This window comes from Sideroxyarcus sp. TK5 (assembly GCF_054601595.1).
Map to the genome: position 1 here is coordinate 1 of NZ_BAAHSJ010000001.1, position 26,464 is coordinate 26,464.

The window sequence follows — 26,464 nt, forward strand, 5'->3', positions numbered from 1 at the left end:
CAGCACCGGCAGAACAAAGATGGAGCAATGCAATCGAGCAGTGAAATAGTTTAAGCTCGCAACCCAAGGGCTTTACTACTGATCGGTGGTAGGGCTACAGGGGGCAGGTCATAGCCTACCAAGCTTATTCTGCAACACCATTATTCTTTTTGAAAGAACCGGCCCCTTGCGGGGCCGGGTTTGATGCTAACTGAATATCATCATAAGCAAAAACAACAGAAATTCTTGTAATTGCCTACAGCTGATTTTCAACTTTGGCGATAGCTCAATCATGACAATTCACCCATGATAAGCAGTCTCGCGGGCCCGCTCGACCGCAACTGAATGTGGCCGGGCTTTGGTGGTTACGAGAGCCAAGGCGAAGTAATTCATGTTGGGTCTTGGCCACCTGACGACGCGGATGCCTCCGCACCGGGGATTACTTTCTGTCGTGAGAAGTTATTCCATCGGCAGAAAGTTCCCAAATCTATCTTGCATTAAACATCCAGATTCTTCACCCCCAGCGCATTCTGTTCAATGAACGCCCGGCGCGGTTCGACCACATCCCCCATCAGCGTCGTGAAGATTTCGTCCGCCCCGATTGCGTCCTCGATGCGCACCTTGAGCAGGATGCGGTTCTTCACATCCATCGTGGTCTCCCACAGCTGGTCGGGATTCATCTCGCCCAGTCCTTTGTAGCGCTGGATGTTGACGCCCTTCTTGGCGTCTTCCAGTAGCCATTCGATGGCCTGCTTGAAGCTGGCAACGCCGCGCTTCTGTTCGCCGCGCTGGGCGTAGGCGCTGGGGGAGATGAGGCCTTCCAGTGCGCGGGCGGTCTGGCGGATCTGGGTGTAGTCACCGCCTTGCAGGAATTCCTGATTGAGGTAGCTGACGGAGTGGTTGCCGTGCCAGGTCTTTTCCAGGCGCAGGCGCAGTTCGCCGTTCTCGTCGGTCTCGACCACGGTCTTGATGATGCCGCCGCAGGCATCCTGCAACAGCCTGGCGCTCTTTTCGGCCTGGGCTGCGTCGGCCAGCGAGAGTTCGGGCAGGACGAGCAGGGCGTGGCTGGCTTCGGGCGCGATGAAGTGGGAGAGGCGGTCGATGACGGCTTCGGCGAGGAAATACTGCTTGGCGATCTCGCCCAGCGCTTCGCCCTGGATGGGGGCGGCATCGAGCGCGGGGTAGAACGCGGCGCCATCCAGCGCTGCGGCCAGCATGTAGTTCTTCAGCTCGTGCTCGTCCTTGAGGTAGCGCTCTTCCTTGCCTTTCTTGATCTTGTACAGCGGCGGTTGGGCAATGTAGATATGGCCGCGCTCGACCAGCTCGGGCATCTGGCGATAGAAGAAGGTGAGCAGCAGGGTACGGATGTGCGCGCCGTCCACGTCCGCGTCGGTCATGATGATGATGCGGTGGTAACGCAGCTTCTCGGCGCTGTATTCCTCCTTGCCGATGCCGGTGCCCAGCACGGTGATGAGGGTGGCGATCTCCTGCGAGGCGATGAGCTTCTCGAAGCGGGCCTTTTCGACATTGAGGATCTTGCCCTTGAGCGGCAGGATGGCTTGGAACTTGCGGTCGCGGCCCTGCTTGGCGGAGCCGCCGGCGGAGTCGCCCTCGACCAGGTACAACTCGGACAGGGCTGGATCTTTCTCCTGGCAGTCGGCCAGTTTGCCGGGCAGGCCGATGCCGTCCAGGATGCCTTTGCGGCGGGTCAGTTCGCGTGCCTTGCGGGCAGCGTCGCGGGCGCGGGCAGCCTCGACGATCTTGCCGCAGATGATCTTGGCATCCACCGGGTTCTCCAGCAGGTAGTCGGCCAGCTTCTGCGACACCACTTCGTTCACCGCGGGCTGGACTTCGCTGGAAACCAGCTTATCCTTGGTCTGGGAGGAGAACTTGGGTTCGGGCACTTTGACCGACAACACGCAGGTCAGACCTTCGCGCATGTCGTCGCCGGTGGTGTCCACCTTGGCCTTCTTGGCCAGTTCATGTTCTTCAATGTATTTGTTGATGACGCGGGTCATCGCCATACGCAAGCCGGTCATGTGGGTGCCGCCATCGCGCTGCGGGATGTTGTTGGTGAAGCACTGAACAGCTTCGGAATAGCTGTCGTTCCACTGCATGGAGACTTCCACGCTCACCGGACCGGAAGTGCCTTCGGCATAGAAAGGATTGGGATGCAGTACGCTCTTGCTCTTGTTCATGTATTCGACGAAACCGCGCACGCCACCGGAATGCGCGAAGTTCTCGCTCTTCCCAGTACGCTCGTCGATCAGTTCGATCTTCACACCGTTATTCAGGAAGGAAAGCTCGCGCAGGCGTTTGGCCAAGATCTCGTAATGGAACTCGACGTTCCCAAAGATTTCTTTGTCAGCCAGAAAGTGCACTTCGGTACCGCGCTTCTTACTCTCTCCCAGGTCGCGCACCGGGGAAACATCCACGCCGTTCTGTTGCTCGATCGAGCGATCCTTGACGTGCCCACGAGCAAAGTCCAAGCCGTATTTCTTGCCATCGCGGTGGATGATGAGCTTGAGCCATTCGGACAAACCGTTAACGCAGGACACGCCTACGCCGTGCAGGCCGCCGGATACCTTGTAGCTGTTCTGATTGAACTTACCACCAGCGTGCAGTACGGTCAGGACGATCTCGGCGGCAGAGCGCTTGGGTTCGTGCTTGTCGTCCAGTTTTATGCCAATCGGGATACCTCGACCGTTGTCGGCAACAGAGATCGAGTTATCCCCATGGATGATGACTTTGATGTCATCGCAATGCCCTGCCAAGGCTTCATCGATGGAGTTATCCACCACTTCGAACACCATATGGTGCAAGCCGGTGCCGTCCGAAGTATCGCCGATGTACATGCCGGGGCGCTTACGTACAGCCTCGAGTCCTTCTAGTTGCTGGATACTTGATTCGTCGTAGTTTTCGCTCATCTCTTATTTACACTTTCATTGCTGTTTCACGTGGAACAAGTTAAATACGCATGGGCATAACTACATATTTATAGTCATTCTTTTCGGGTGTTGTAATCAATAAGCTGCTATTTTGATCCCCAAATGAGAATGTCACCTCATCACTATTCAAGTAATTAATACCATCAAGCAGATAATTTACATTGAATCCAATATCCAGCGCACCTCCTGTGTATTGGGTCTCAATATCCTCCTGGGCTTCTTCTTGTTCGCTGTTGTTGCTGATTATTTGCAGGTTATTCTGTGTAAGAAGCAGTCTTACCCCACGGAATTTTTCGTTGGACAGGATTGCCGCCCTTTGTAGCGCCTGCATGATAACCACTCTATTCAATACCAAATGATTGGTGTGGTTGGGAATGACCCGAGTGTAATCAGGAAATTTCCCATCAATCACCTTGGAGGTCATGGTGGTGTCTGCAAAATTGAACCTTACTTGTTTTTCTGCGAGCTCAATTAGCAGTTCATCATCACTATCTGTGAGTTGTTTCAATAATTCATTCACGGTTTTGCGGGAAAGAATCACTTCCAATTTTGGATATTCGCCATCCATTTCTTCTGCGATGTAGGCCAAACGATGACCGTCGGTCGCAACCAGTTTGATGGAAGTATTTTCCACAACCACTAAAACACCATTGAGATAATAGCGAATATCTTGCTGTGCCATTGCATGCTGCACCGAACTCAACAGGCGTTTCATCTTGCCTTGTTTGATTCGGATCTTGGTTGCCCCATCCAATTGGTCTGTAAGATTCGGAAAGTCCTGAGCGGGCAATGTTTGCAAGCTGAATTTACTCTTGTTGGCTTTTACAAGCAGCTTACTTTCCTGGATGTCCAGACTGACCAGACTTTCTTCCGGGATCGCTTTCAAAATATCCTGGAATTTTTTGGCTGATATCGTTATAGAGTCAGGACCATCCGACCCCTGTAGATCAATTTTTTGCCTGGCTTCAATCTGTATCTCTAGATCTGTCGTCACCAGGTTAAGCGAATCTCCGCTTTTTCTAAGCAATACATTTGAAAGGATCGGAAGAGGTTGCTTCCTTTCCACAATACCGACAACTGCTTGTAAGGGTTTTACCAAGTCATTTCGATTGATTTGTTTGATAAACATGTTTTTCCTTAAATTCTTAATAAAAATAATAACAGCGATCGTTTTTGTGGAAAGCCTGTAAATCTCTTTTAAATCAACAACATTAATATATTAAATGCTGTTACTCAACGGTACTGAATACTGTAAACAGATTGTGGAAAAAAAAATCAAAACGAATTTTTCTGCACTTGCTCACAACTATAAACAGCGATATCCATAGTTATCCCCTTAATGTCTGATGCAATAGATTGAATTCTGCTTCTATCGTTGAATCAGTGTTCCTTAATGAATCTATTGTCTTGCAAGCATGGAGCACAGTGGTATGGTCTCTTCCGCCAAACGTATTACCTATTTCAGGAAGACTGAGCTGAGTTAGTTCTCTGGCCAAAGCCATAGCGATCTGTCGAGGGCGGGCGATCGCGCGTGTTCTTTTCTTGGATAACAATTCAACTAACTTGATTCTGTAGAAGTCCGCGACGGTCTTTTGAATGTTTTCGATAGAAACTTGCTTGTTTTGCGCGGCGAGCAAATCTTTTAGCGCTTCCTTGGCCAGATCAATTGAAATCGCTTTCTTGTGGAAACGAGCGTAGGCCTCGATTCTGTTCAACGCCCCTTCCAGCTCGCGGATATTGGAGCGGACGTGTTTGGCGATGAAGAAAGCGACATCTTCTGTGATGGGAGTGGCGCTATTAGCGGCTTTCTGCAACAAGATTGCTACCCGCATCTCAAGTCCAGGCGGCTCTATAGCGACAGTCAAACCACAGGTGAATCTGGATGTAAGCCGGGGCTCTATCCCTGATATCTCTTTGGGAAAGGTATCGCAAGAGATTACAACCTGTTTATTGGTATCTATCAATGAGTTAAGGGTATAGAAGAATTCTTGTTGAGTCCCAGGTTTATCCGCGATGAACTGAATATCATCAATAAGCAATAAATCCAATGAGTTGTAATACTGCTTGAACTCATCGAAGCTTTTTGTCTGGAAGGCTTTGACTACACCGGAAACATAGTTGGTGGCATGGATGTAACAAATCTTTGCATCACTATTCTCTTTTGCAACCAAGTTCCCAATCGATTGTAATAGATGGGTCTTTCCCAACCCCACGCCCCCGTAGACAAAGAGAGGGTTGTACGTCGCCCCCGGTGTTTCTGCAACCTGTAAACCAGCCGCATGTGCGAGTTGATTTGCTTTACCGGTTACAAATGTATCAAAAGTAAGCAGAGGATTAAGCTTGCCGGAGGATTTTTGAATTTTTGGTGTTGTTGCCGGGACGGGTGTGGAAGCGCTTTGTAGCTCATTGGGCACTACAGGTTTGCTAGTACGTTTTTTTTGGAGCCTTAGCTCTATTTCAGCAGGGAACCCAAAGAAATCATGGGCTTGCTTTGATAGAGCGGTGAGAAAACGTTCCTGAATGATTCTCAAGGTAAAGCTATTTGGAGCGGTAAGAATGACTTTGTTGCCATCAATTTCGAACAACAAGGGCTTGATCCAGGAATTGTATTGTTGCGGGGGCAGCAATTCCTGAAAATACTTCTGGTAGGACACAGACAGGCCTTGGGATGACATAAAAAGACAGGATTCGATCACTTGTAGACCGCACGATTCTACAAGCTCCACCCAAAGTTATCCACAATATAAATTAAGCTTGACAGAGGAAGCGCAAACGATTGTAATTGCGAGCTTTTCAATACTAGAAATATAGGATTCAACCATGAAGCGCACATTTCAACCGTCAGTAACCAAAAGAAAACGCACCCACGGGTTCCTCGTTCGCATGAAGACCAAGGGAGGTCGTGCAGTGATTGCTGCCCGTCGAGCAAAGGGTAGAACCCGCCTTGGTGTATAAAGCGGGACAAAACTTTTGTTTTCCTAGGCGTTCCAGGATTTCACGCCAAGAAGGTTTTTCCAGGCTTTTGCAAGAAAAGCCCATATCGAATCGCTGGTTTGTCATCCATTCCAAACCAAACAATTCGGGATGCGCAAGACTAGGGCTGTCCGTTGGTAAGCGCCACATCCCCGGTGCTGTCCAACGTAACAGGTTGAAGCGAAAGATTCGAGAGAGCTTTCGCCTTCAAGCCAGAAGCGGCTTACAGCAGGATGTGATTGTTAGATTGAGAAGACCGATCGAAACAGCGGAGCTATCGCAGGTTTTCTCTGCGCTTGCCGAGATGTTGAAAGTGATATTGGTGAAGAAATGAAATCAATATTGCTATTTTTGGTGCGCGTATATAAATACCTGATCAGCCCGCTCCGGCCGCCTTCATGCAGGTTTCATCCAAGTTGCTCACAATACGCAGAAGAAGCAATCGTCAAACACGGGGTATTGAAGGGCGTTTGGCTGTCTACAAAGCGAATATTGCGGTGCAACCCTTGGAATGCGGGCGGTTTCGATCCCGTACCTTAGACAATACTGACAGGTGACAGATTCATGGAAACACGGCGCTTATTGCTTTTTATCGTTTTTTCTTTTTCCTTGATCATATTGTGGGGCGAGTGGAGTCGACAAGGTCAGCCGACAACCCCTCAGACACAGGAAAAGAAGGGCGTTGAAGTAACACCTGAAGTGACTTCACTGAAATCAGTTCCTGCACAGCCCAAAGAGCAAACAACAAACGCGGCGGCAACTGGAAAAATCCTGGTTGTTGAAACAGACAACTATGTTGCTCACATCGACACAGCCGGCGGGAGCATCGTTGGTTTCTCTTTGCTGAAGCATCGTGTGGCAGATGACAAGACAAAGCCGATCACACTGTTTCAAAAAGATGGCAGCCGCACATATGTAGCCCAATCCGGATTGCTGGGTCCCGGGCTTCCCACGCATAACGCGCAATTCCAGACAGACCTGACCGGGACGACCCGTCTGGAAGACGGAAAAGAGGCTGTTTCGGTCGTATTATCTGCTACTGAAAACAACCAGGCACAGGTTACCAAAACACTTGTATTCCATCGCGACTCTTATTTGGTTGACGTTACCTACCGCATTGAAAACAAAAGCAAAGAGATCATCCAGCCCACAGCCTACTTTCAATTGGTAAGGGACGAGGTGCCGCCAGAGGGTGGGTCGATGTTCATTCCGACTTATACTGGCCCGGCTATCTATACGGATGAAGAAAAGTTTTTGAAGATTGAATTTGGCGATATTGCCAAGGAGAAGCAAAAGTTACCTACGGCGGCCAATAATGGCTGGGTCGGCATGTTGCAGCACTATTTCGTATCGGCTTGGTTGCCAGAAGGCAATGGTCAACGAGAGTTCTACACAAAATCTCTGGGTGATGGGCTGTATTCGGCCGGCGTTGTTATGCCAGAAGCCGAAGTCGCACCTGGTCAAGCTGTCGAGATCAAGTCAAGGCTTTATGTTGGCCCTGCCCAGACCAAGCTCAACGACATCGCGCCCGGCCTTGGTTTGTCGGTTGATTATGGAATATTCACGATATTCGCATCGCCCTTGTTCTGGTTGATGTCGTTCCTGAATGACTGGACAGGGAACTGGGGGGTGGCCATCATTGTGCTGACGGTGTTGATCAAGCTTGTGTTCTTCCCCTTGTCAGCCGCGAGCTACCGATCCATGGCTCAAATGCGATTGGTTGCTCCAAAGCTGGAAAAGATCAAACAGCAATGTGGTGATGATAGAGAGCGACTCAACAGAGCGATGATGGACCTGTACAAGAGCGAGAAGATCAATCCTTTGGGCGGATGTCTGCCAGTGTTGATCCAGATCCCGGTTTTCATCGGCCTGTATTGGGCTATCCTGGAAAGCGTGGAGTTGCGTCACGCACCGTTTGTGGGCTGGATCGTAGATCTTTCCGCGACCGATCCCTATTTTGTGCTGCCTGTCATCATGGGGGTCAGCATGCTGATACAAAGTAAACTCAACCCCACGCCGACTGACCCGTTGCAAGCCAAGATTATGCAGATCATGCCAGTGGCATTCAGTGTCATCTTCTTTTTCTTTCCCGCAGGGTTGGTATTGTATTCCATCGTAAACAACATCCTGTCCATTACACAGCAGTGGTATATCACTCGCGGTGCAGAAGCGGCTCAAAAGGGTGTTGCCAAAGCCTGACACAATAGCGGCGATTGCCACTGCGCCAGGTCAAGGTGGGATCGGCGTGGTTCGAGTAACAGGCTCTTCCTTGAAGGGCCTGTCAAAGGCCATTACGGGGCGAGAGTTGGCCCCTCGAATTGCTACCTATACACCATTCCTTGATGACGCCGGTGAAACCCTGGACCAGGGAATAGCGCTATATTTCACTGCCCCCAACTCCTTTACAGGAGAAGAAGTGCTTGAATTGCAAGGTCATGGCGGGCCGGCAGTTATGCAGTCCATCCTGCATCGTTGTATCAGTCTTGGGGCGCGCCTGGCCCAGCCCGGAGAGTTCAGCCAACGCGCATTCTTGAATGGCAAGCTTGATTTGGCCCAAGCAGAAAGCATTGCAGACTTGATAGCAGCGACCACACAACAAGCGGCGAAAAGCGCGGTTCGATCTCTTAATGGTGAATTCTCTAGGGCCATAACCTCCGTTCTGGAAAAAATCATACGTTTGAGAGTGTTCGTTGAGGCCAGCTTGGACTTCCCTGAAGAAGAAGGCGTTGTGACGGTTGATTCCGGGCGGCTGCAGACAGATTTGGGTGCCTTGAGGGGTGAGCTGGAGCATATACAGTCATTGGCTACGCAAGGAAATATATTGCGGGAAGGTGCCCAGGTCGTTTTGATCGGCGCGCCCAATGCGGGAAAGTCTAGCTTGCTGAATCTGCTTTCAGGCGAGGAAGTGGCGCTGGTGAGTGATATCCCCGGCACGACACGGGATACCATACGGCAAGCTTTGCAGATCGAAGGGGTGCCGATCCATCTGGTCGATACAGCGGGAATACGCGAAACCGAAGATGTGCTGGAGCAGATGGGTATCGTTCGAGCTCGCCAAAGCATAGACAAAGCCGACCTGATCATCCTGTTGATAGACGAAACAAGCGCAGTAACAGCGAAAAACATGGTTGCGGCGGAAATGCAAGACTGCGCTACCCCAACGATATTCGTCCATAACAAGATCGACCTAACTGGTGCACCTGCTTCTATCGAGCGACATGGCGGGACGACGCGGGTGTTCCTTTCCGCCAAGACGGGAGAGGGTGTGGAGCTTCTAAAGGAAGCCATTCTCAGCGCCGTAGGCTGGCGCCGGGAAGAAGGCATATACATGGCCAGGACCAGGCATATGGATGCGATATCCCAGACAGTGACAGCCCTGCGAGGTGCAGAGAACTTGTGCGGCCAACTGGAGTTGTTCGCAGAATCGTTGCGCTACGCCCAAAACGAGCTTAACCAGATTACCGGAGAATTCGTTGCTGACGACCTGTTGGGCGAAATTTTCGGGAAGTTTTGCATAGGTAAATAGAGCGAAACACAATTGTTTCACGTGAAACATGGTTTTGTGGTTGGATCGCCCTGATGTAAGATGCGCCCCCCTTTTGATTCGTGAATACGATGGATTATCCGAATAAATTTGATGTGATCATTGTTGGCGGCGGTCATGCGGGGACCGAGGCGGCACTAGCAAGTGCTCGAGCGGGTTGCAAGACGTTGTTGCTTAGCCACAATATAGAAACCTTGGGTCAGATGTCCTGCAATCCATCGATTGGCGGGATTGGCAAGGGCCATCTGGTCAAAGAGGTTGATGCACTCGATGGTGCCATGGCTGCGGCGACGGATGAGGGCGGTATTCAATTTCGAATTTTGAATGCCAGCAAAGGTCCAGCAGTCAGGGCAACCAGAGCGCAGGCTGATAGATTGCTGTATAAACAAGCCATACGCTCACGCTTGGAAACCCAAGAGAATCTATGGCTGTTCCAGCAGGCGGTGGACGCCTTGATCATCAACACAAATAAGGTAGAGGGTGTAATTACCCAAGCGGGGATTCGTTTTTCAGCCAATAGCGTCGTCCTGACGGCGGGGACCTTTTTGTCCGGCCTGATACATGTGGGCCAATCGAATTATTCGGCTGGGCGAGCGGGGGATCCCCCCTCGATTGCGCTAGCCGAGCAACTCCGCGAGTTGGGGATGCCGGTCGGTCGGCTGAAAACCGGTACCCCCCCCAGAATTGATGGACGCACTGTCGATTACTCAGTCATGAAGGAACAGTGGGGTGATGATCCGCCCCCGGTGTTCTCATTCATGGGTAAAGCCGCCCAGCATCCGCGACAGATGCCATGCTGGATCACGGAAACCAACGAAAGAACCCATGAGATCATTCGAGGAGGGCTGGATCGCTCCCCGATGTTCACGGGCGTGATCGAGGGTGTGGGGCCGCGCTATTGCCCTTCCGTCGAGGATAAGATAACCCGGTTTGCCGGCAAAGATTCCCATCAGATATTTCTTGAACCGGAAGGCTTGCAGACACATGAGATCTATCCCAACGGAATATCGACCAGCCTTCCCTTTGATGTGCAGATAGCATTGGTACGCTCGATCAAGGGCCTTGAAAATGCGCATATTTTGCGCCCCGGCTATGCCATAGAGTACGACTACTTCGATCCCAGAGGTCTAAAAAGATCGTTGGAAACCAAGGCAATGGCGGGTTTGTTCTTTGCCGGGCAGATCAATGGCACAACGGGTTATGAAGAGGCGGCCGCACAAGGTCTGCTAGCGGGGATTAATGCAGCTCGATATGCAAGCGAGAAAGAAGCTTGGATTCCAAAGCGCAACGAAGCATACATCGGTGTGATGGTCGATGATCTGACGGCTAGGGGCGTGACGGAGCCATATCGAATGTTCACGAGTCGGGCTGAATACAGGCTCCAGCTGCGCGAGGACAATGCGGACCTGCGGTTGACTGAAGTTGGCTGGAATCTGGGGGTGGTGGGTGAGGCGCGCTGGAGGGCCTTCAACGAGAAACGCGAGGCGATTGAACGCGAGGAGCAGCGCCTGAAAAGCACTTGGCTCAACCCTGCGATCCTGAGTGAAGAACACGCGATTCGTGTCTTGGGAAAGCCGGTCGAACGAGAATACTCTTTGTACGATCTATTGCGACGTCCGGAGGTGAGTTACGACGCATTGATGTCATTACCGAATAGCGGCCCAGGTGTGGCGGAAGAGGTTGTGGCCCAGCAGGTGGAGATCTGTGCCAAATATCAGGGCTACATCACCAAACAGAATCAAGAGGTGCAACAGCAGGCTTCCCAAGAGAATCTGGAGCTTCCCTTGACGTTGGACTATCGAGAGGTGAGGGCCTTATCCATCGAGGCGCAACAGAGATTGAATCTGCAAAAGCCGGAAACGATAGGCCATGCGAGCCGCATCTCGGGAATTACCCCGGCCGATATTGCATTGTTGCTGGTTCATCTGAAGCGAGGGTTTCGTACAATCCGTTCGGGTGGCAATGATGCAGAGTGAGCGCCAAATACTGATCGCTGGCGCGGAGAAATTAGGCATGGAGCTGAGTGCAGACGCCCAGGCGAAGTTACTCCAATATATGGCCTTGATGCAGAAATGGAATAAAGTGTACAACTTGACCGCGATCAAAAGCGGTCCAGAAATGGTGACTTACCATCTGTTGGATAGTCTGGCAATACTGCCGCATCTGTGGGCTGGCAAATGGCTGGATGTGGGATGCGGCGGAGGGCTGCCAGGAATAGTGCTGGCTATCATGCGTCCTGATTGGGAGTTTACATTGCTGGACAGCAATTCAAAAAAAACGGGATTCGTGCAACAGGCAGTCATTCGGCTCGGGTTGAAGAACGTACGCGTAAATACCGGCAGGGTTGAGGATTGGAAGGAAGATGGACGGTACGACGGGATTATTTCCCGGGCATTTGCCGAGATTGGGAATTTTTTCAGCCTGACCGAGAGGTTGCTGGCCCCGACGGGACGCTGGGCTGCCATGAAGGGGAAACTGGAAGAAAGCATTCCCAGCCAATATAAAGTTGACCAAATCATCTCGTTGCAAGTGCCGGGACTTGATGCATCAAGAAGTCTGGTGATCGCAGGCAGGAAATAGGGAGCGACAGGAATGACAAGGATAATGGCAATAACCAACCAGAAGGGCGGGGTTGGAAAGACCACGACGACGGTGAATCTGGCAGCCAGTCTTGCTGCGGCGAGAAAGCGTGTGTTGCTGGTCGATCTCGATCCGCAGGCGAATGCAACCATGGGCAGCGGCATAGACAAGCATGCGCAGCAAACTACTGTCTATGATGTACTGCTGGGCGAGGCCACTATTGCGCAAGCCAGGATAAGCTACCAACAAGGGAAATACGATGTGTTGGCAGCCAGCAGGGATCTGGCCGGTGCAGAGATCGAACTGGTGAACGTGGATGGGCGCGAAACGCGCTTGAAAAATGAGATCGAGTCTGTCGAGCACGAATACGATTACGTACTTGTGGATTGCCCCCCCGCACTTAATCTATTGACGCTGAACGGATTGTGCGCGGCACATTCCGTGATGATCCCCATGCAGTGCGAATATTATGCGCTCGAAGGATTGAGCGATCTGGTGAACACCATACGCATGGTACGAGAAAGCTTGAACCCTCAGCTTGAGATCGAGGGGCTATTGCGTACCATGTTCGACCCGAGAAACTCATTGGCGCAGCAGGTTTCTGATCAATTGCAGCAACATTTCGGGGAGAAGGTGTACCGCACTGTGATTCCTCGCAACATCAGGCTGGCAGAAGCCCCGAGCTATGGCGTGCCAGTGCTGTACCACGACGCCCAGTCCAAAGGAACACAAGCATATCTGGCGCTCGCTGGAGAGATCCTGAATAGAGCACAGAAAAATCAGGTTATTCAATAACTTAAATTGAACGGAAAAACAATGGCAAAAATAAACAAGGGCTTGGGCAGGGGATTGGATGCGCTGCTGGGTGGCGGCGCAACAAAGACCAATGAATCGTTACGCGAATTGAACGTAAACCAGCTCAAGCCTGGCAAGTACCAGCCGCGCAGCCATATGGACGAGGAGTCACTCAAAGAATTGGCTGCCTCCATCAGATCGCAAGGTGTGATGCAGCCGATCCTGGTACGTGAATTGCCGAACAGTAGTTACGAAATCATAGCCGGAGAGCGCCGCTGGCGCGCCTCGCAATTGGCGGGATTGACTCAGGTGCCGGTATTGGTGCGCGTCGTCCCGGATAACGCAGCGCTGGCCATGGCACTGATCGAGAACATCCAGCGCGAAGATTTGAATCCGCTGGAGGAGGCGGTGGGCATTCAGCGTCTGATAGATGAATTCCAGATGACCCATCAGGAAGCAGCCGATGCGGTCGGACGATCCAGAAGTGCAGCCAGCAATCTGTTGCGATTACTGAAATTGCCGGTAGAGGTGCAAGGCATGTTGATGGAAAACAAGCTGGATATGGGGCACGCACGGGCCTTGCTGTCACTGGAGCCGGCGCAACAGATTATGCTGGCAAACAAGGTGGTGTTGGATGGCCTGTCAGTTCGTGAGGCCGAGATGCTGGTGCAAAAACAGGGGGAGGCTGTACAAAAGTCCGGTTCCAGACAAAGGGTGGCGAACAGGGATACAGAACGCCTGCAAGAAGAGCTGACCGAGAAGATAGGCACACGTGTGCAGATCAAAAGTGGTAGCAAAGGGAAGGGCAAACTGGTCATCGAGTATGCGAGCAACGACCATCTGGACGAATTGATCACACGGCTGACCCGAGCTGGATAGCGTACGAAGTCATGGGAAAACAGCTGCAAGAGTGTTTGACACCCCGTAAGAACGCCGCTATCATCCCGCCGCTTTTCCAAGCCGAAGAACAAGAAGAAAGATCGGCACGCCAAGTGATCTGGCTCCAAATGCTGGTGACGCTGTCCGCAGCTGGTGCTGTCATTTTGGGAAGCTCGCCGCAAAATGCGATAGCAGTGTTGGTTGGGGGAGGGATTTCGATTCTCAACGGCGCGTTGCTTGCCTGGAGGATGTCCCAGGCGACTCGGCGCCCGATCCAAGACGCGCATCAACAATTACGGCTCATGTATTTTTTTGCCGCCGAGCGGTTTTTGGCGGTTGTGGTTCTGCTGGGTCTGGCCCTGGTAGAACTCAAGGATTCTCCGCTGATGGTAATGGGTGGATTTGTATTGGGGCAGGCGACGCTGCTGGCAGCGCGCTTATTGTTAAAGTTCAAGACGGAAAGTGGCTCACAAAATGTCCAGTGAAATGGCGCATGCAGCAACCGAGGTAGCTCACGAGGCGGCCCACACATCGGGTGATTACATCAAGCACCACCTTCAGAACCTGACATATGGCCAGTTGCCGGACGGCACATGGGGTATCGCTCATAGCGCAGCAGAAGCCAAGGCTATGGGCTTCTGGGCACTCAATCTGGATACATTCTTCATGTCTTTGCTGCTGGGTGCGATCTTCCTGTTCGTATTCCGCCACGTAGCGAAAACAATAGTGAGCGGAACTCCCGGCAGTCTGCAAAACTTCTGCGAATGGGCAATCGAATTCATCGATACCAGCGTTCGCGGTTCTTTCAGTTCCAAGAACAACATGGTTGCACCACTGGCACTGACCATCTTCTTCTGGGTTTTCATGATGAACTTGATGGATCTGATCCCGATCGACTGGGTGCCGCTGATGATGTCTGCGCTGGGCGTACCTTTCTTCAAGGTCGTCCCTTCAACCGACCCCAATGCGACATTTGGCATGGCCATCGGCGTGTTCTTGCTGGTTCTGTACTACAGCGTGAAGATGAAGGGGTTCGGCGGATTCATGGGCGAGCTTACCCTGCAGCCGTTCGGCAAATGGGGTATGCCGGTCAACTTCCTGCTGGAAGGCGTCAACCTGATCGCCAAACCGATCTCGCTGGCGCTGCGTTTGTTCGGCAATATGTATGCGGGTGAAATGATCTTCATCCTGATCGCGCTGATGGGCGGCGCTTGGGCGGGCTTCTCGCTGGGCGGTGTCACCTTGTTCGGTTCGCAGATTCTGCTGTCTCTCGGCTGGGCGATCTTCCACATCCTTATCGTAACCCTGCAGGCGTTCATCTTCATGACGCTGACCGTGGTCTATCTGGATATGGCGCATCAGGAACACCACTAATTTCGGCTTCACTTAACTTTAACTTTACTTTTATCTAACAGGAGAAATTGAAAATGGAAATGGCAAACGCACTGCTGTACATCGCTGGCGCATTGATGATGGGTCTGGGCGCGCTCGGCGCAGCTGTCGGTATCGGTATCCTGGGTGGTCGCTTCCTGGAAGGCGCAGCGCGCCAGCCTGAGCTGATCCCGATGCTGCGTACACAGTTCTTCGTGGTGATGGGTCTGGTCGATGCTGTCCCGATGATCGCTGTCGGTATCGCCATGTACGTTCTGTTCGCAGTGGTGGGCTGATTCGCGCAAGCGAAACGCATAATTTAGAAAGGAAGCTTGCATGAATATCAATGCAACTCTTCTCGCTCAGCTGATCATGTTCGCGCTGTTCGTATGGTTCTGCATGAAGTTCGTGTGGACCCCGATCGTGGCGGCGCTGGACGAGCGCAAGAAGCAGATCGCTGACGGTCTGGCAGATGCAGAACGCGCCAAGCAGGACCTGGAGCTCGCGTCCCGTCGTTCCGCAGAGATCTTGCGCGAAGCGAAGGAGAAAGCTGGCGAGATCATTGGCAACAGCGAAAAGCGCGCGAGTGAGATCGTCGAAGAGTCCAAGACTCAGGCCAAGATCGAGGGTGACCGCATCATCGCGGGTGCAAAGGCTGAGATCGATCAGGAAGTGTTCCGCGCAAAAGAACAGCTGCGCACACAGGTATCCGCGATCGCGCTGGCAGGTGCCGGCAAGATCCTGGGTCGAGAGATCGATGCCAAGGCGCATAACGATCTGCTGGACAAACTCGTTGCGGAAATCTGATCACCATGTCTGAAGCCATAACCATTGCACGTCCCTATGCCCAAGCAGCTTTTGAGGAAGCTCAAAAGCTGAATGCGCTACAGGCTTGGTCGGATGCACTCATTGCACTGGCAGAAGCAGTCTCCCACCCCGAAGTGCGCGCCATCATCGGCAATCCGAAGGTAGCGAAAACACAAGTGGCTTCGCTTATGGCGGGTTTTCTGGGTAACGCTCCGGATGCCAAGCTGAAGAACTTCGTGCATATCCTGGCCGACAATCAGCGCGTATCGGTTCTGCCAGAGATTGCAGCCAGCTTTGCAGCACTGAAAGCGGAAGCGGAAAAATCGGTCAGTGTAGTGGTTGAGTCTCCGTTCGAATTGTCAGCCGCGCAGCAAGACAAGATCGCAGCTTCGCTGAAAAAGCGCATGGGCCGAGAGATCAAACTTGAAAGCCGCATCAAAAAAGAATTGCTGGGTGGCGTGGTGATCCGCGCCGGAGACAAGGTCATCGACGGATCCGCGTTGACGCGCCTTGGCGAAATGGCGACAGCCCTGGCCTGATAGATTTATCAAGAATAAGGAAATCCAGATGAAGCTCAATCCTTCTGAAATTAGCAATTTGATCCGCAGTCGCATCGATAACTTCGAAGCACTGACCCAGGCGCGCACCGAAGGTACGGTGGTCAGCGTAACCGACGGTATCGTTCGCGTACACGGCCTGTCCGATGTGATGCAGGGCGAAATGTTGGAATTCCCCGGTAACACCTTCGGTCTGGCACTCAACCTCGAGCGCGATTCCGTCGGTGCCGTTATTCTGGGCGAATACGAGCACATCACCGAAGGCGACACCGTCAAGTGCACGGGCCGCATTCTGGAAGTGCCGGTCGGCCCCGAGCTGCGCGGTCGTGTGGTGAACGCGCTGGGCCAGCCCATCGATGGCAAGGGTCCGATCAATGCAAAGATGACCGACAAGATCGAAAAGGTCGCGCCGGGCGTTATCGCACGTAAGTCCGTTGACCAGCCGGTGCAGACCGGTCTGAAGTCCATCGACTCCATGGTCCCGGTCGGCCGCGGCCAGCGCGAACTGATCATCGGCGACCGCCAGACCGGCAAGACCGCTGTCGCTGTCGACGCGATCATCAACCAGAAGGGTCAGAACATGACCTGTATCTACGTTGCTGTCGGCCAGAAAGCCTCGACCGTAGCCAACGTGGTGCGCAAACTGGAGGAGCACGGCGCGATGGAATACACCATCGTCGTGGCAGCGACCGCTTCCGACTCCGCCGCGATGCAGTTCCTGGCTCCGTACTCGGGCTGCACCATGGGCGAATACTTCCGCGATCGCGGCGAAGACGCACTGATCGTGTATGACGATTTGACCAAGCAAGCTTGGGCCTATCGCCAGATCTCCCTGCTGCTGCGCCGTCCTCCCGGCCGAGAAGCTTACCCCGGCGACGTGTTCTATCTGCACTCCCGCCTGCTTGAGCGCGCAGCCCGCGTGAACGCCGACTACGTCGAAGCCTTCACCAAAGGTGAAGTCAAGGGCAAGACAGGTTCGCTGACCGCGCTGCCGATCATCGAGACCCAGGCCGGTGACGTGTCCGCCTTCGTGCCGACCAACGTGATCTCCATTACCGACGGTCAGATCTTCCTGGAAGCCGACCTGTTCAACGCCGGTATCCGCCCCGCGATCAACGCAGGTGTATCGGTGTCCCGCGTGGGTGGTGCAGCACAGACCAAGGTCATCAAGAAGCTGGGTGGCGGTGTGCGTCTGGCGCTGGCCCAGTATCGTGAACTGGCCGCGTTCGCGCAGTTCGCTTCCGACCTGGACGAATCGACCCGCAAACAGCTGGAGCGCGGCCGTCTGGTGACAGAATTGATGAAGCAATTGCAGTACGCACCTTTGTCCGTATCCGAAATGGCAACGACGCTGTTTGCAGTGAACAAGGGCTATTTCGACGACGTTCCGGTTAACAAGGCACTGGCTTTCGAGTCCGCTTTGCACGCAAACCTGAAATCGAGCAAGAAGGAACTGATGGACGCGATTGAAGCGAGCAAGGACCTCTCTGCAGACAATGAGAAGCTGCTGGCCGCTGCAATCGAATCGTTCAAGGCAACTGCAGTCTACTAAGGGGAGCTGAGTTATGGCGGGCAGTAAAGAGATTCGCACCAAGATCAAGAGCGTAGAGAATACGCGCAAGATCACGCGTGCGATGGAGATGGTGGCAGCTGCGAAGATGCGCAAAGCGCAGGATCGTATGCGCGCCGCTCGCCCTTATGCCGAGAAGATCCGCAATGTCGCCGCTCACCTGTCACGTGCAAATCCGGAATACAAGCATCCGTTCCTGGTGAAGCGCGAAACAGTAAAGAACGTGGGATTGATCGTCGTCACTTCAGACAAAGGCCTGTGCGGTGGTTTGAATACCAACCTGTTGCGTCTCGCAGTAAACGAGATGAAGTCCTGGGAAGGTGAAGGCAAAGGTCTGCTGGTATGCCCGATCGGCAACAAAGGGTTCGGTTTCATGAACCGTATCGGGGCCAAAGTCCAGTCGCACCTCACGGGCTTGGGTGATACGCCGCATATCGAGAAACTGATCGGCACCGTCAAGGCGATGCTGGATGCATATGTGGCGGGCGAGATCGATGCGATATATTTGAGTTACAACCACTTCATCAATACGATGAAGCAGGAGCCGCGCGTAGAGCAATTGTTGCCACTGACCGGGGAGAAGATGGGAACCAGCGAAGGAAACTGGGACTACATCTATGAACCGGATGCCAAGAAGGTCATCGACGAACTGTTGCTTCGCTATATCGAATCACTGGTGTATCAGGCCGTGGTTGAGAACATGGCTTCCGAGCAAAGCTCGCGAATGGTGGCGATGAAAGCCGCTTCCGACAATGCCAAGAGCGTCATCAGCGAACTCAAACTGGTCTACAACAAAGCTCGTCAGGCAGCGATCACGAAGGAGATCTCGGAGATCGTGGGCGGCGCGGCGGCGCTTGAGTGATTTCGATAGCAAAGAATTCAGAATTAATTTAGACGGGGAATCTTAAAATGAGTCAAGGAAAGATTGTTCAGTGTATCGGTGCCGTGGTGGACATCGAATTTCCGCGCGACCAAATGCCCAAGGTGTATGAGGCCTTGACGCTGGCGGATGCAGGTAACTCCACTGCCGAAGTTGGACTGACCTTCGAGGTCGAGCAGCAACTGGGCGACGGTGTTGTTCGTACCATTGCGATGGGTTCTTCCGACGGCCTGCGTCGCGGCATGGCCGTGACAGCAACCGGCAACCCGATCCAGGTGCCTGTCGGTACCGGCACTCTGGGCCGCATCATGGACGTGCTGGGCCGCCCGATCGACGAAGTCGGTCCGATCAAGAGCGACGAAAAACGCTCCATTCACCAAACTGCACCGAAGTTCGACGAACTGTCTCCTTCCGTTGACCTGCTGGAAACCGGCATCAAGGTGATCGACCTGGTTTGTCCGTTCGCCAAGGGCGGTAAGGTCGGCCTGTTCGGCGGCGCTGGCGTGGGCAAGACCGTGAACATGCTGGAGCTGATCAACAACATCGCCAAGCAACACGCGGGTCTGTCCGTGTTCGCCGGTGTGGGTGAGCGTACTCGCGAAGGTAACGACTTCTACCACGAGATGTCCGACGCGGGTGTTATCGACAAGGAAGACTTCAGCAAGTCCAAGGTCGCGATGGTGTTCGGCCAGATGAACGAGCCGCCCGGCAACCGTCTGCGCGTCGCGCTGTCCGGTCTGACCATGGCCGAGAAGTTCCGTGACGAAGGCCGCGACATCCTGTTCTTCGTGGACAACATCTACCGCTACACACTGGCCGGTACCGAAGTGTCCGCGCTGCTGGGCCGTATGCCTTCTGCCGTGGGTTACCAACCGACACTGGCCGAAGAGATGGGCCGCCTGCAAGAGCGTATCACTTCGACCAAGGTAGGCTCGATCACTTCCATCCAGGCCGTTTACGTTCCTGCGGATGACTTGACCGACCCGTCTCCTGCGACCACCTTCTTGCACCTGGACTCCACCGTTGTGTTGTCCCGTGACATCGCCTCGCTGGGTATCTACCCCGCCGTCGATCCGCTGGACTCCACTTCCCGCCAGCTCGACCCGCTGGTCGTGGGCGAAGAGCACTACTCCGTGGCCCGCAGCGTGCAGCAGACCCTGCAGCGGTACAAGGAATTGCGCGACATCATCGCGATTCTGGGTATGGACGAACTGGCACCGGAAGACAAGCTGGCTGTGGCACGCGCCCGCAAGATCCAGCGTTTCCTGTCCCAGCCTTTCCACGTTGCGGAAGTGTTCACCGGCGCACCAGGCAAGTATGTGACCCTGAAAGACACCATCAAAGGTTTCAAGGGCATCGTCAATGGCGAGTACGATCATCTGCCGGAGCAAGCGTTCTACATGGTTGGCGGCATCGAAGAAGCGGTCGAAAAGGCCAAGACACTGCAATAATTAGTGGGGATAACCATGGCAATGACCGTACATGTAGACGTGGTGAGTGCGGAGGAGCAGATCTTCTCCGGACTGGCTGAAGTCGTCGTAGTACCGGGCGAGATGGGCGAATTGGGTATCTACCCTCGCCACACAGCCCTGATGACTCGCATCAAACCTGGTGCTGTACGCATCAAGCGTCCGGACCAGGAGCAGGAAGAGTTGATCTATGTGTCCGGCGGCATGCTGGAAGTGCAGCCCAGTGTAGTCACCATCCTTGCCGATACCGCTATCCGCGGCACCGATCTGGATGAGGCACGTGCACTGGAAGCCAAGCAGGCGGCTGAAGAGGCCATGAAGAACCGCACTTCTGATATCGACTATGCAGCTGCCCAGGCAGAACTGGCAGAAGCGATTGCGCAGTTGCGAGCTATTCAGCAGATGCGCAAGCATACGCACTAGGACTCTGGTATCAGTAACGACAAAGAAGCAGCTTCGGCTGCTTTTTTGTTGTCCGAAAGATATACTCGCGAATCCATGAAGAACATAACGTTATGACCGCCTTGAACATCATCATCCTTGCTGCCGGTAAAGGCACACGCATGTTCTCCGATAAGCCCAAGGTGCTGCATGCATTGGCTGGCAAGCCACTGGTTCAGCATGTGCTCGAATGCGCAATTTCTCTACAACCGGAACAGATCTGTGTCGTGTATGGGCATGGCGGAGAGGCAGTACCGCAGGCGATGCAGAGGTACGCAGACAGATTCGTGTTGCAGGAGCCGCAACTCGGTACAGGCCACGCAGTGCAGCAAGCCATGCCGCACCTGAATGACGATAGCCGAACGTTGATACTGTACGGGGATGTGCCGCTGATCCAGCACAGCACGTTGCACCAGATGCAACAAGCAGGGAATGGACTTGTTCTGCTTACCGTAGATCTTGACGACCCGACAGGCTACGGTCGCATTGTGCGTGATCCACAAGGCGATGTACTGAGTATCGTCGAGCAAAAGGATGCGTCGGCGGAGGAACTGGAGATTTCAGAAGTGAACACCGGCATCATGCTCGCCCCGACCACGAAGCTGCGCGAATGGTTGAGCAAGCTGGGAAACAACAATGCGCAGGGTGAGTACTACCTGACCGATATCGTCGCGATGGCCGTGCAGCAGGGTGTGTCGGTGCATACCGTGCAACCAGAACAACGCTGGGAAGTCGAAGGCATCAACAACAAGACCCAGCTCGCTGCGCTGGAACGTATCAGGCAACAGGATGTCGCGGGCAAGCTGATGGCGCAGGGCGTCACGCTGGCCGATCCGGCACGGCTGGATGTGCGCGGGGAATTGAACTGCGGACGCGATGTCGAGATCGATGTCGGCTGCATCTTCGAGGGCAAGGTCATGCTGGGCGACCGCGTGAAGGTTGGCGCCTACAGCGTCATCCGTAGTGCCAGCATCGGCAGCGGTACGCAGGTCGCTCCTTATACCCACATCGACCAGAGCGAGGTCGGCGCCAACTGCCAGCTTGGGCCATATGCCCGTTTGCGGCCCGGCACCAAACTTCAGGACGAAGCGCATGTCGGTAACTTCACCGAGATCAAGAACAGCGAGATCGGCAAAGGCAGCAAGGCCAACCACCTGAGCTATATCGGAGATAGCACCGTGGGCAGCCGCGTCAATATCGGCGCGGGTACCATCACTTGCAACTACGACGGCGCGAACAAATTCCGAACCATCATCGAAGACGATGCCTTCATCGGCTCAGACACGCAGCTCGTCGCACCTGTAACGGTAGGCAAGGGCGCTACCATAGGGGCAGGATCCACCATCACCAAAGACACCCCTGCAGGGGAGCTTACTCTCTCGCGCAGCAAACAGGTCACGATTGCCGGTTGGCAGCGTCCAGTGAAAGGAATGAAATAACATGTGCGGTATCGTCGGAGCAGTCGCAAAACGCAACATCGTCCCGGTCCTGGTGAATGGATTGCTGCGACTCGAATACCGGGGCTACGATTCAGCTGGGCTGGTCGTGGTGCATGAAGGGAAGCTGGAGCGGGTACGCAGTGCCGGGCGCGTGGCCGAACTGGGTCAAAAAAGTGCGAATACCTCAGGCGAGGTCGGCATCGCCCATACACGCTGGGCCACGCACGGAAAACCGAGCGAACGCAATGCCCATCCTCACATGAGTCGCGAACTGATTGCCGTAGTACATAACGGCATCATCGAGAATTACGAAGAACTGAAGGCGGAACTATCCGCCCAAGGCTATGAATTCACCTCGGATACCGATACCGAAGTGATCGCTCACCTGATCCATAGCCATTATGCCCAAGGAAGTTTGCTGGTTGCGACACAGATGGCCTTGACGCAACTGGTCGGTGCCTACGCGATCGGGGTCATCGCTGCTGACAACCCGCACCTGATGGTCGCGGCTAGAAAGGGTAGTCCGCTACTGCTTGGTGTAGGAGAGGGAGAACACTTTGTAGGTTCAGACATGTCGGCCCTGCTGCAGGTCACAAGGAACGTTGTGTATCTGGAAGAAGGCGATGTGGTCGAAATAAAAGCAGACAGCTTCCGCATTTTCGATATGGCCGGCGTGCGCGTACAACGACAGATGCATGTCAGCGAACTGGATAATGACAGCGTAGAGCTCGGGAAATACCAGCATTACATGCAGAAGGAGATCCACGAGCAACCGCAGGCGCTGGCCAATACACTGGAATCTGTGTGCAACAGCCAGTCGCTGGTGCCGGGGATCTTTGGGGCAGAAGCGAACGACATCTTCCCTCATGTCGACAACATCCTCATCCTCGCCTGCGGTACCAGCAACCATGCGGGCCAGGTCGCGCGCTACTGGCTGGAGGAGGTCGCCGGTATCCCGTGCAATGTCGAGATCGCCAGCGAATACCGCTACCGCACCAGTGTTCCTAACCCAAAGACACTGGTGGTGACCATCTCTCAGTCGGGAGAGACCGCCGACACATTGGCCGCGCTCAATCATGCGAAAGCTACCGGCCACAGTTACACACTGGCAATCTGCAACGTGCCGGAAAGCGCGATCATCCGCCAATCGAAACTGCGTTTGCTGACGCGCGCAGGTCCGGAGATCGGAGTGGCCTCCACCAAGGCTTTCACCACCCAGTTGGCAGGATTGTTCCTGCTCACGCTGGTGATGGCGAAAGTGCGCGGCCGTCTGGACGAGACGCGAGAACAACAATTCCTGCATGAATTGCGTCATCTCCCCACCGCCATGCAGAAGGTGCTGGAACTGGAACCTCAGATTGCAGAGATCGCCGCGCATTTTGCGGACAAACATCACGCACTGTTCCTCGGGCGCGGCATGCACTATCCGATCGCTGCTGAAGGCGCGCTCAAACTAAAGGAGATCTCCTATATCCATGCCGAAGCCTATCCGGCCGGCGAGCTGAAACACGGCCCACTGGCACTGGTGGACAAGGACATGCCTGTAGTATCGGTTGCACCCAATGACGCACTGCTGGAAAAACTCAAATCTAACCTGCAGGAAGTCCGTGCGCGCGGGGGAGAGTTGTTTGTCTTCGCCGATGCAGATACCCACATACATTCAAGTGCCGGCATACACATCCTGCAAATGCCGGAACACGCGGGCTTTCTCAGCCCTATTCTGCACACTGCCCCTTTGCAACTGTTGGCATATTACGTAGCACTGCAAAAGGGAACGGATGTGGATAAGCCTAGGAACCTCGCCAAATCCGTAACGGTGGAATGACGCAGTCGAAGAAGGGAGCATGGCGCAGGAAAAGCTATGGATTCCTATGACGATACAGTGATTCCGGCCTCCCGCTACACCGGAGAAAAGCACGCATGGCGACGATCGCCGTATTCAATCAGAAGGGTGGAGTAGGCAAGACCACAACCTGCCTCAATCTGACGGCGGCATTGTCGCTTGCCCAGCGCAACCCGATCGCGTTGGACATGGATCCGCAGGGACACCTGAGTCTGGCATCAGGCCTGCGCCACGGCACGACCCAGCGCGACAGCATCGTATCCTTCTTCAGGGATGGTACGCCGTTGGCCAAACTACTATACGAGACGCCCGCAGGCTGGCAGCTGATACCCGCGACACTGGAACTCTCCAAGATCGATGCCATGTACGGAAACGACCCGCAGGCAGCCAAGAAACTGAAACAGGGATTGGCCGAGGAACTGGCGCTGACAGGCGCACCGATCATGATAGATTGCTGTCCCATGCTCGGTGTGCTGACGCTGAACGCCCTGCTGGCGGCGGACAAGGTGCTGATACCGGTGTCGCCCGATTTCCTGTCGCAGCACGGTGTGCACAGGCTGGACAGTGCATTGAACGTGCTGGAAAAGAAACTGCAAAGGACATTCGAGCGTCGCATCGTCGTGACGCGTTTCGATTCGCGTCGCAAACTCTCATTCGATATCTACGAGAAGCTCAAGCAGCGCTACGGTGACCTGGTGTGCAAGACGCGCATCGGCGAGACGGTGGCGCTGGCTACCAGCCCCATGCACGGTCTGGATGTGTTCGCCTACGCGCCGAACAGTCCGGGTGCGGCAGATTACAGGGCGCTGGCCAAGGAGCTGACCGAAACCGGCTTCATCTAGCCGAAGCGTGAATAGACGGCCAGTGCCAGACCGGATGCAAGCAGGACCGCGATCAGGGACAGCCAGCCATTCCGTACCCGCTGCTGCGCGACCAGTTCCAGCAACAGGGGAGCCGCGTGCTCATAAGGCTCCTGCTTCAGACGCTGATGGATCAGCCGCGGCAACTCGGGGATAAGGGTAGCGAAACGGGGTGTCTCGCGCTTGAGCGTCTGCAGGAATCCCCGCCATCCTATCTGCTCGCTCATCCAGCGCTCCAGCCACGGCTTGGCCGTCTTCCACAGATCGAGCTCGGGATCGAGTTGCAGCCCCAGTCCTTCGATGTTCAACAGCGTCTTCTGCAGCAACACCAATTGCGGCTGTATCTGGATACCGAAGCGGCGTGAAGTCTGGAACAGTCGCAACAGGATGCGGCCGAACGAGACCTCGCGCAGCGGCTTGTCGAAGATAGGCTCGCACACGGCCCGGATCGCGGCTTCGAACTCGTCGATGCGTGTGCTGGCAGGCGCCCAGCCGGATTCGATATGCAACTCGGCCACACGCCGGTAATCACGGTTGAAGAAAGCGATGAAGTTGTGCGCCAGATAATGCTTGTCGTTGTCGGTCAGCGTACCCATGATGCCGAAATCCAGCGCAACATAACGGCCATCCCGTGCCACCAGGATGTTGCCGGGATGCATGTCGGCGTGGAAGAAACCGTCACGGAAAACCTGGGTATAGAAGATCTCGACACCATCGCTGGCGAGCTTGGGGATGTCGATACCGGCCTCGCGCAGGGTGGAGATCTGACTGACGGGGATGCCCTGCATGCGCTGCATCACCATCACCCGCTCGCTGCACCAGTCCCAGTAGACCTCGGGGACCAGCAGCAGGCTGGCATCGATGAAATTGCGCCGAAGCTGGCTGGCATTGGCCGCCTCGCGCATCAGATCCAGTTCGTCATGCAGCGTCTTCTCGAATTCGGCGACGACCTCTTTTGGCTTCAGACGCTTGCCGTCTTCCCACAGGCGTTCGATGAGCGAGGCGGCGATGTCGAGCAGAGCAAGGTCATGTTCGATGACTTGCTGGATACCGGGTCGCAACACCTTCACGGCAACCTCGCGCCCATCCGGCAGCACGGCGAAATGGACCTGCGCGACAGACGCGCTGGCGACGGGCAGCTGGTCGAAACTGGCGAATACCTCCTGCAAAGGTCTGCCGAAAGCGGATTCCAGCAAGGACACGGCCATGGCAGAAGGAAAGGGTGGAACCTGATCCTGCAGGGAGGCGAGTTCGTCCGCGATATCGGTCGGTAACAGATCGCGACGGGTCGACAACAACTGGCCGAACTTTACGAAGATGGGGCCCAGAGCCTCCAGTGCCAGCCTTAGCCGCAATCCGCGCGGGCGCTTGTTGTCCCGGAAGAACAGCAGCAGGTTGAGCGGACGCAACAGCCAGCTGGTGCGTTCATGCGCCAGCAGGAATTCGTCCAGCCCGAAGCGCAGGACGATGTAGCAGATCTTTAGCAGTCGAAAGAAACGCATCGCTAGAAATGAAAAGGGCACGGCCAA

The 26,464-nt window shown here is 54.3% G+C and carries 25 protein-coding genes; 21 read left to right on the forward strand and 4 right to left on the reverse strand.

From position 1 onward, the window contains the following. Positions 1 to 476: 476 nt before the first annotated feature. From gyrB to dnaA, 3 genes are all read right to left on the reverse strand, one after another. Positions 477 to 2,906: a DNA topoisomerase (ATP-hydrolyzing) subunit B gene (gyrB, locus tag ACYPYQ_RS00005; RefSeq protein ID WP_459717386.1), complete on the reverse strand. Its 2,430-nt coding sequence runs from the start codon at positions 2,904 to 2,906 to the stop codon at positions 477 to 479. Positions 2,907 to 2,946: 40 nt separating this feature from the next. Further along, positions 2,947 to 4,056, reverse strand: coding sequence for a DNA polymerase III subunit beta (gene dnaN / locus ACYPYQ_RS00010; protein WP_459717389.1), 1,110 nt, complete (start codon positions 4,054 to 4,056; stop codon positions 2,947 to 2,949). Positions 4,057 to 4,255: 199 nt separating this feature from the next. Continuing rightward, positions 4,256 to 5,602: a chromosomal replication initiator protein DnaA gene (dnaA, locus tag ACYPYQ_RS00015; protein ID WP_459719266.1), complete on the reverse strand. Its 1,347-nt coding sequence runs from the start codon at positions 5,600 to 5,602 to the stop codon at positions 4,256 to 4,258. Between the two features lie 145 nt (positions 5,603 to 5,747). Here dnaA and rpmH point away from each other — a divergent pair, with 145 nt between their 5' ends. The 21 genes from rpmH (at position 5,748) to ACYPYQ_RS00120 (ending at position 24,917) form a co-directional block, all read left to right on the forward strand. Continuing rightward, positions 5,748 to 5,882 carry a 50S ribosomal protein L34 gene (rpmH, locus tag ACYPYQ_RS00020; protein WP_459717392.1) on the forward strand — a complete coding sequence of 45 codons (135 nt, stop codon included), beginning with the start codon at positions 5,748 to 5,750 and terminating at the stop codon, positions 5,880 to 5,882. Further along, the gene (gene rnpA / locus ACYPYQ_RS00025) at positions 5,875 to 6,234 is read left to right on the forward strand and encodes a ribonuclease P protein component (protein WP_459719269.1); all 360 of its coding nucleotides are present in this window, start codon (positions 5,875 to 5,877) and stop codon (positions 6,232 to 6,234) included. The genes rpmH and rnpA overlap by 8 nt, the downstream gene beginning before the upstream one ends. Continuing rightward, positions 6,231 to 6,440 (forward strand): membrane protein insertion efficiency factor YidD, encoded by a 210-nt coding sequence (yidD, locus tag ACYPYQ_RS00030; RefSeq protein WP_459717397.1) that lies wholly within the window; start codon positions 6,231 to 6,233, stop codon positions 6,438 to 6,440. Before rnpA ends, yidD begins: the two co-directional genes overlap by 4 nt. A 24-nt stretch (positions 6,441 to 6,464) precedes the next feature. Then, complete coding sequence (gene yidC / locus ACYPYQ_RS00035; protein WP_459717400.1) at positions 6,465 to 8,099, forward strand: membrane protein insertase YidC; 1,635 nt, start codon at positions 6,465 to 6,467, stop codon at positions 8,097 to 8,099. Beyond that, the gene (gene mnmE / locus ACYPYQ_RS00040; protein WP_459719272.1) at positions 8,083 to 9,426 is read left to right on the forward strand and encodes a tRNA uridine-5-carboxymethylaminomethyl(34) synthesis GTPase MnmE; all 1,344 of its coding nucleotides are present in this window, start codon (positions 8,083 to 8,085) and stop codon (positions 9,424 to 9,426) included. Before yidC ends, mnmE begins: the two co-directional genes overlap by 17 nt. An 89-nt stretch (positions 9,427 to 9,515) precedes the next feature. Beyond that, positions 9,516 to 11,420, forward strand: coding sequence for a tRNA uridine-5-carboxymethylaminomethyl(34) synthesis enzyme MnmG (gene mnmG / locus ACYPYQ_RS00045; RefSeq protein WP_459717403.1), 1,905 nt, complete (start codon positions 9,516 to 9,518; stop codon positions 11,418 to 11,420). Then, the gene (gene rsmG, locus ACYPYQ_RS00050) at positions 11,410 to 12,024 is read left to right on the forward strand and encodes a 16S rRNA (guanine(527)-N(7))-methyltransferase RsmG (RefSeq protein WP_459717406.1); all 615 of its coding nucleotides are present in this window, start codon (positions 11,410 to 11,412) and stop codon (positions 12,022 to 12,024) included. Before mnmG ends, rsmG begins: the two co-directional genes overlap by 11 nt. 12 nt (positions 12,025 to 12,036) lie before the next feature. After that, on the forward strand, positions 12,037 to 12,819 hold the full coding sequence (locus tag ACYPYQ_RS00055; RefSeq protein WP_459717410.1) for a ParA family protein: 783 nt from the start codon (positions 12,037 to 12,039) through the stop codon (positions 12,817 to 12,819). Between the two features lie 21 nt (positions 12,820 to 12,840). Then, positions 12,841 to 13,698: a ParB/RepB/Spo0J family partition protein gene (locus ACYPYQ_RS00060; RefSeq protein WP_459717413.1), complete on the forward strand. Its 858-nt coding sequence runs from the start codon at positions 12,841 to 12,843 to the stop codon at positions 13,696 to 13,698. Positions 13,699 to 13,709: 11 nt separating this feature from the next. Next, positions 13,710 to 14,183, forward strand: a complete 474-nt coding sequence (locus ACYPYQ_RS00065) for an ATP synthase subunit I (RefSeq protein WP_459717418.1) — start codon at positions 13,710 to 13,712, stop codon at positions 14,181 to 14,183. Next, the gene (atpB, locus tag ACYPYQ_RS00070) at positions 14,173 to 15,072 is read left to right on the forward strand and encodes a F0F1 ATP synthase subunit A (RefSeq protein WP_459717423.1); all 900 of its coding nucleotides are present in this window, start codon (positions 14,173 to 14,175) and stop codon (positions 15,070 to 15,072) included. The genes ACYPYQ_RS00065 and atpB overlap by 11 nt, the downstream gene beginning before the upstream one ends. Before the next feature lie 53 nt (positions 15,073 to 15,125). After that, complete coding sequence (atpE, locus tag ACYPYQ_RS00075) at positions 15,126 to 15,365, forward strand: F0F1 ATP synthase subunit C (RefSeq protein ID WP_212785950.1); 240 nt, start codon at positions 15,126 to 15,128, stop codon at positions 15,363 to 15,365. A gap of 40 nt (positions 15,366 to 15,405) precedes the next feature. Then, positions 15,406 to 15,876: a F0F1 ATP synthase subunit B gene (locus tag ACYPYQ_RS00080; protein WP_459717431.1), complete on the forward strand. Its 471-nt coding sequence runs from the start codon at positions 15,406 to 15,408 to the stop codon at positions 15,874 to 15,876. Between the two features lie 5 nt (positions 15,877 to 15,881). Beyond that, positions 15,882 to 16,415 carry a F0F1 ATP synthase subunit delta gene (locus tag ACYPYQ_RS00085; RefSeq protein WP_459717434.1) on the forward strand — a complete coding sequence of 178 codons (534 nt, stop codon included), beginning with the start codon at positions 15,882 to 15,884 and terminating at the stop codon, positions 16,413 to 16,415. Between the two features lie 28 nt (positions 16,416 to 16,443). Next, positions 16,444 to 17,985, forward strand: a complete 1,542-nt coding sequence (gene atpA, locus ACYPYQ_RS00090) for a F0F1 ATP synthase subunit alpha (protein ID WP_459717438.1) — start codon at positions 16,444 to 16,446, stop codon at positions 17,983 to 17,985. 13 nt (positions 17,986 to 17,998) lie between these two features. Beyond that, positions 17,999 to 18,865, forward strand: coding sequence for a F0F1 ATP synthase subunit gamma (gene atpG, locus ACYPYQ_RS00095; protein ID WP_459717443.1), 867 nt, complete (start codon positions 17,999 to 18,001; stop codon positions 18,863 to 18,865). A gap of 47 nt (positions 18,866 to 18,912) precedes the next feature. After that, positions 18,913 to 20,334: a F0F1 ATP synthase subunit beta gene (gene atpD, locus ACYPYQ_RS00100; protein WP_459717446.1), complete on the forward strand. Its 1,422-nt coding sequence runs from the start codon at positions 18,913 to 18,915 to the stop codon at positions 20,332 to 20,334. Positions 20,335 to 20,349: 15 nt separating this feature from the next. Beyond that, complete coding sequence (locus ACYPYQ_RS00105) at positions 20,350 to 20,775, forward strand: F0F1 ATP synthase subunit epsilon (RefSeq protein WP_459717449.1); 426 nt, start codon at positions 20,350 to 20,352, stop codon at positions 20,773 to 20,775. Positions 20,776 to 20,867: 92 nt separating this feature from the next. Continuing rightward, positions 20,868 to 22,232, forward strand: coding sequence for a bifunctional UDP-N-acetylglucosamine diphosphorylase/glucosamine-1-phosphate N-acetyltransferase GlmU (glmU, locus tag ACYPYQ_RS00110; RefSeq protein WP_459717454.1), 1,365 nt, complete (start codon positions 20,868 to 20,870; stop codon positions 22,230 to 22,232). A 1-nt stretch (position 22,233) separates the two neighbouring features. After that, positions 22,234 to 24,057: a glutamine--fructose-6-phosphate transaminase (isomerizing) gene (glmS, locus tag ACYPYQ_RS00115; protein WP_459717457.1), complete on the forward strand. Its 1,824-nt coding sequence runs from the start codon at positions 22,234 to 22,236 to the stop codon at positions 24,055 to 24,057. A 95-nt stretch (positions 24,058 to 24,152) separates the two neighbouring features. Further along, complete coding sequence (locus ACYPYQ_RS00120) at positions 24,153 to 24,917, forward strand: ParA family protein (protein WP_459717460.1); 765 nt, start codon at positions 24,153 to 24,155, stop codon at positions 24,915 to 24,917. Here ACYPYQ_RS00120 and ubiB read toward each other — a convergent pair. After that, on the reverse strand, positions 24,914 to 26,437 hold the full coding sequence (gene ubiB / locus ACYPYQ_RS00125) for a ubiquinone biosynthesis regulatory protein kinase UbiB (RefSeq protein WP_459717464.1): 1,524 nt from the start codon (positions 26,435 to 26,437) through the stop codon (positions 24,914 to 24,916). The genes ACYPYQ_RS00120 and ubiB overlap by 4 nt on opposite strands. Positions 26,438 to 26,464: the final 27 nt, after the last annotated feature.

Bases quoted from the DNA above. Each gene is read 5' to 3' on its own strand.
- ACYPYQ_RS00120 (WP_459717460.1), top strand. From the start codon at position 24,153: ATGGCGACGATCGCCGTATTCAATCAGAAGGGTGGAGTAGGCAAGACC.
- rpmH (WP_459717392.1), top strand. From the start codon at position 5,748: ATGAAGCGCACATTTCAACCGTCAGTAACCAAAAGAAAACGCACCCAC.
- atpE (WP_212785950.1), top strand. From the start codon at position 15,126: ATGGAAATGGCAAACGCACTGCTGTACATCGCTGGCGCATTGATGATG.
- glmS (WP_459717457.1), top strand. From the start codon at position 22,234: ATGTGCGGTATCGTCGGAGCAGTCGCAAAACGCAACATCGTCCCGGTC.
- glmU (WP_459717454.1), top strand. From the start codon at position 20,868: ATGACCGCCTTGAACATCATCATCCTTGCTGCCGGTAAAGGCACACGC.
- gyrB (WP_459717386.1), bottom strand. From the start codon at position 2,906: ATGAGCGAAAACTACGACGAATCAAGTATCCAGCAACTAGAAGGACTC.
- yidC (WP_459717400.1), top strand. From the start codon at position 6,465: ATGGAAACACGGCGCTTATTGCTTTTTATCGTTTTTTCTTTTTCCTTG.
- atpB (WP_459717423.1), top strand. From the start codon at position 14,173: ATGTCCAGTGAAATGGCGCATGCAGCAACCGAGGTAGCTCACGAGGCG.
- atpG (WP_459717443.1), top strand. From the start codon at position 17,999: ATGGCGGGCAGTAAAGAGATTCGCACCAAGATCAAGAGCGTAGAGAAT.
- dnaN (WP_459717389.1), bottom strand. From the start codon at position 4,056: ATGTTTATCAAACAAATCAATCGAAATGACTTGGTAAAACCCTTACAA.
- ACYPYQ_RS00080 (WP_459717431.1), top strand. From the start codon at position 15,406: ATGAATATCAATGCAACTCTTCTCGCTCAGCTGATCATGTTCGCGCTG.
- dnaA (WP_459719266.1), bottom strand. From the start codon at position 5,602: ATGTCATCCCAAGGCCTGTCTGTGTCCTACCAGAAGTATTTTCAGGAA.
- ACYPYQ_RS00060 (WP_459717413.1), top strand. From the start codon at position 12,841: ATGGCAAAAATAAACAAGGGCTTGGGCAGGGGATTGGATGCGCTGCTG.
- ACYPYQ_RS00055 (WP_459717410.1), top strand. From the start codon at position 12,037: ATGACAAGGATAATGGCAATAACCAACCAGAAGGGCGGGGTTGGAAAG.
- atpA (WP_459717438.1), top strand. From the start codon at position 16,444: ATGAAGCTCAATCCTTCTGAAATTAGCAATTTGATCCGCAGTCGCATC.
- ACYPYQ_RS00065 (WP_459717418.1), top strand. From the start codon at position 13,710: ATGGGAAAACAGCTGCAAGAGTGTTTGACACCCCGTAAGAACGCCGCT.
- ACYPYQ_RS00085 (WP_459717434.1), top strand. From the start codon at position 15,882: ATGTCTGAAGCCATAACCATTGCACGTCCCTATGCCCAAGCAGCTTTT.
- mnmG (WP_459717403.1), top strand. From the start codon at position 9,516: ATGGATTATCCGAATAAATTTGATGTGATCATTGTTGGCGGCGGTCAT.
- ubiB (WP_459717464.1), bottom strand. From the start codon at position 26,437: ATGCGTTTCTTTCGACTGCTAAAGATCTGCTACATCGTCCTGCGCTTC.
- rsmG (WP_459717406.1), top strand. From the start codon at position 11,410: ATGCAGAGTGAGCGCCAAATACTGATCGCTGGCGCGGAGAAATTAGGC.
- atpD (WP_459717446.1), top strand. From the start codon at position 18,913: ATGAGTCAAGGAAAGATTGTTCAGTGTATCGGTGCCGTGGTGGACATC.
- ACYPYQ_RS00105 (WP_459717449.1), top strand. From the start codon at position 20,350: ATGGCAATGACCGTACATGTAGACGTGGTGAGTGCGGAGGAGCAGATC.
- yidD (WP_459717397.1), top strand. From the start codon at position 6,231: ATGAAATCAATATTGCTATTTTTGGTGCGCGTATATAAATACCTGATC.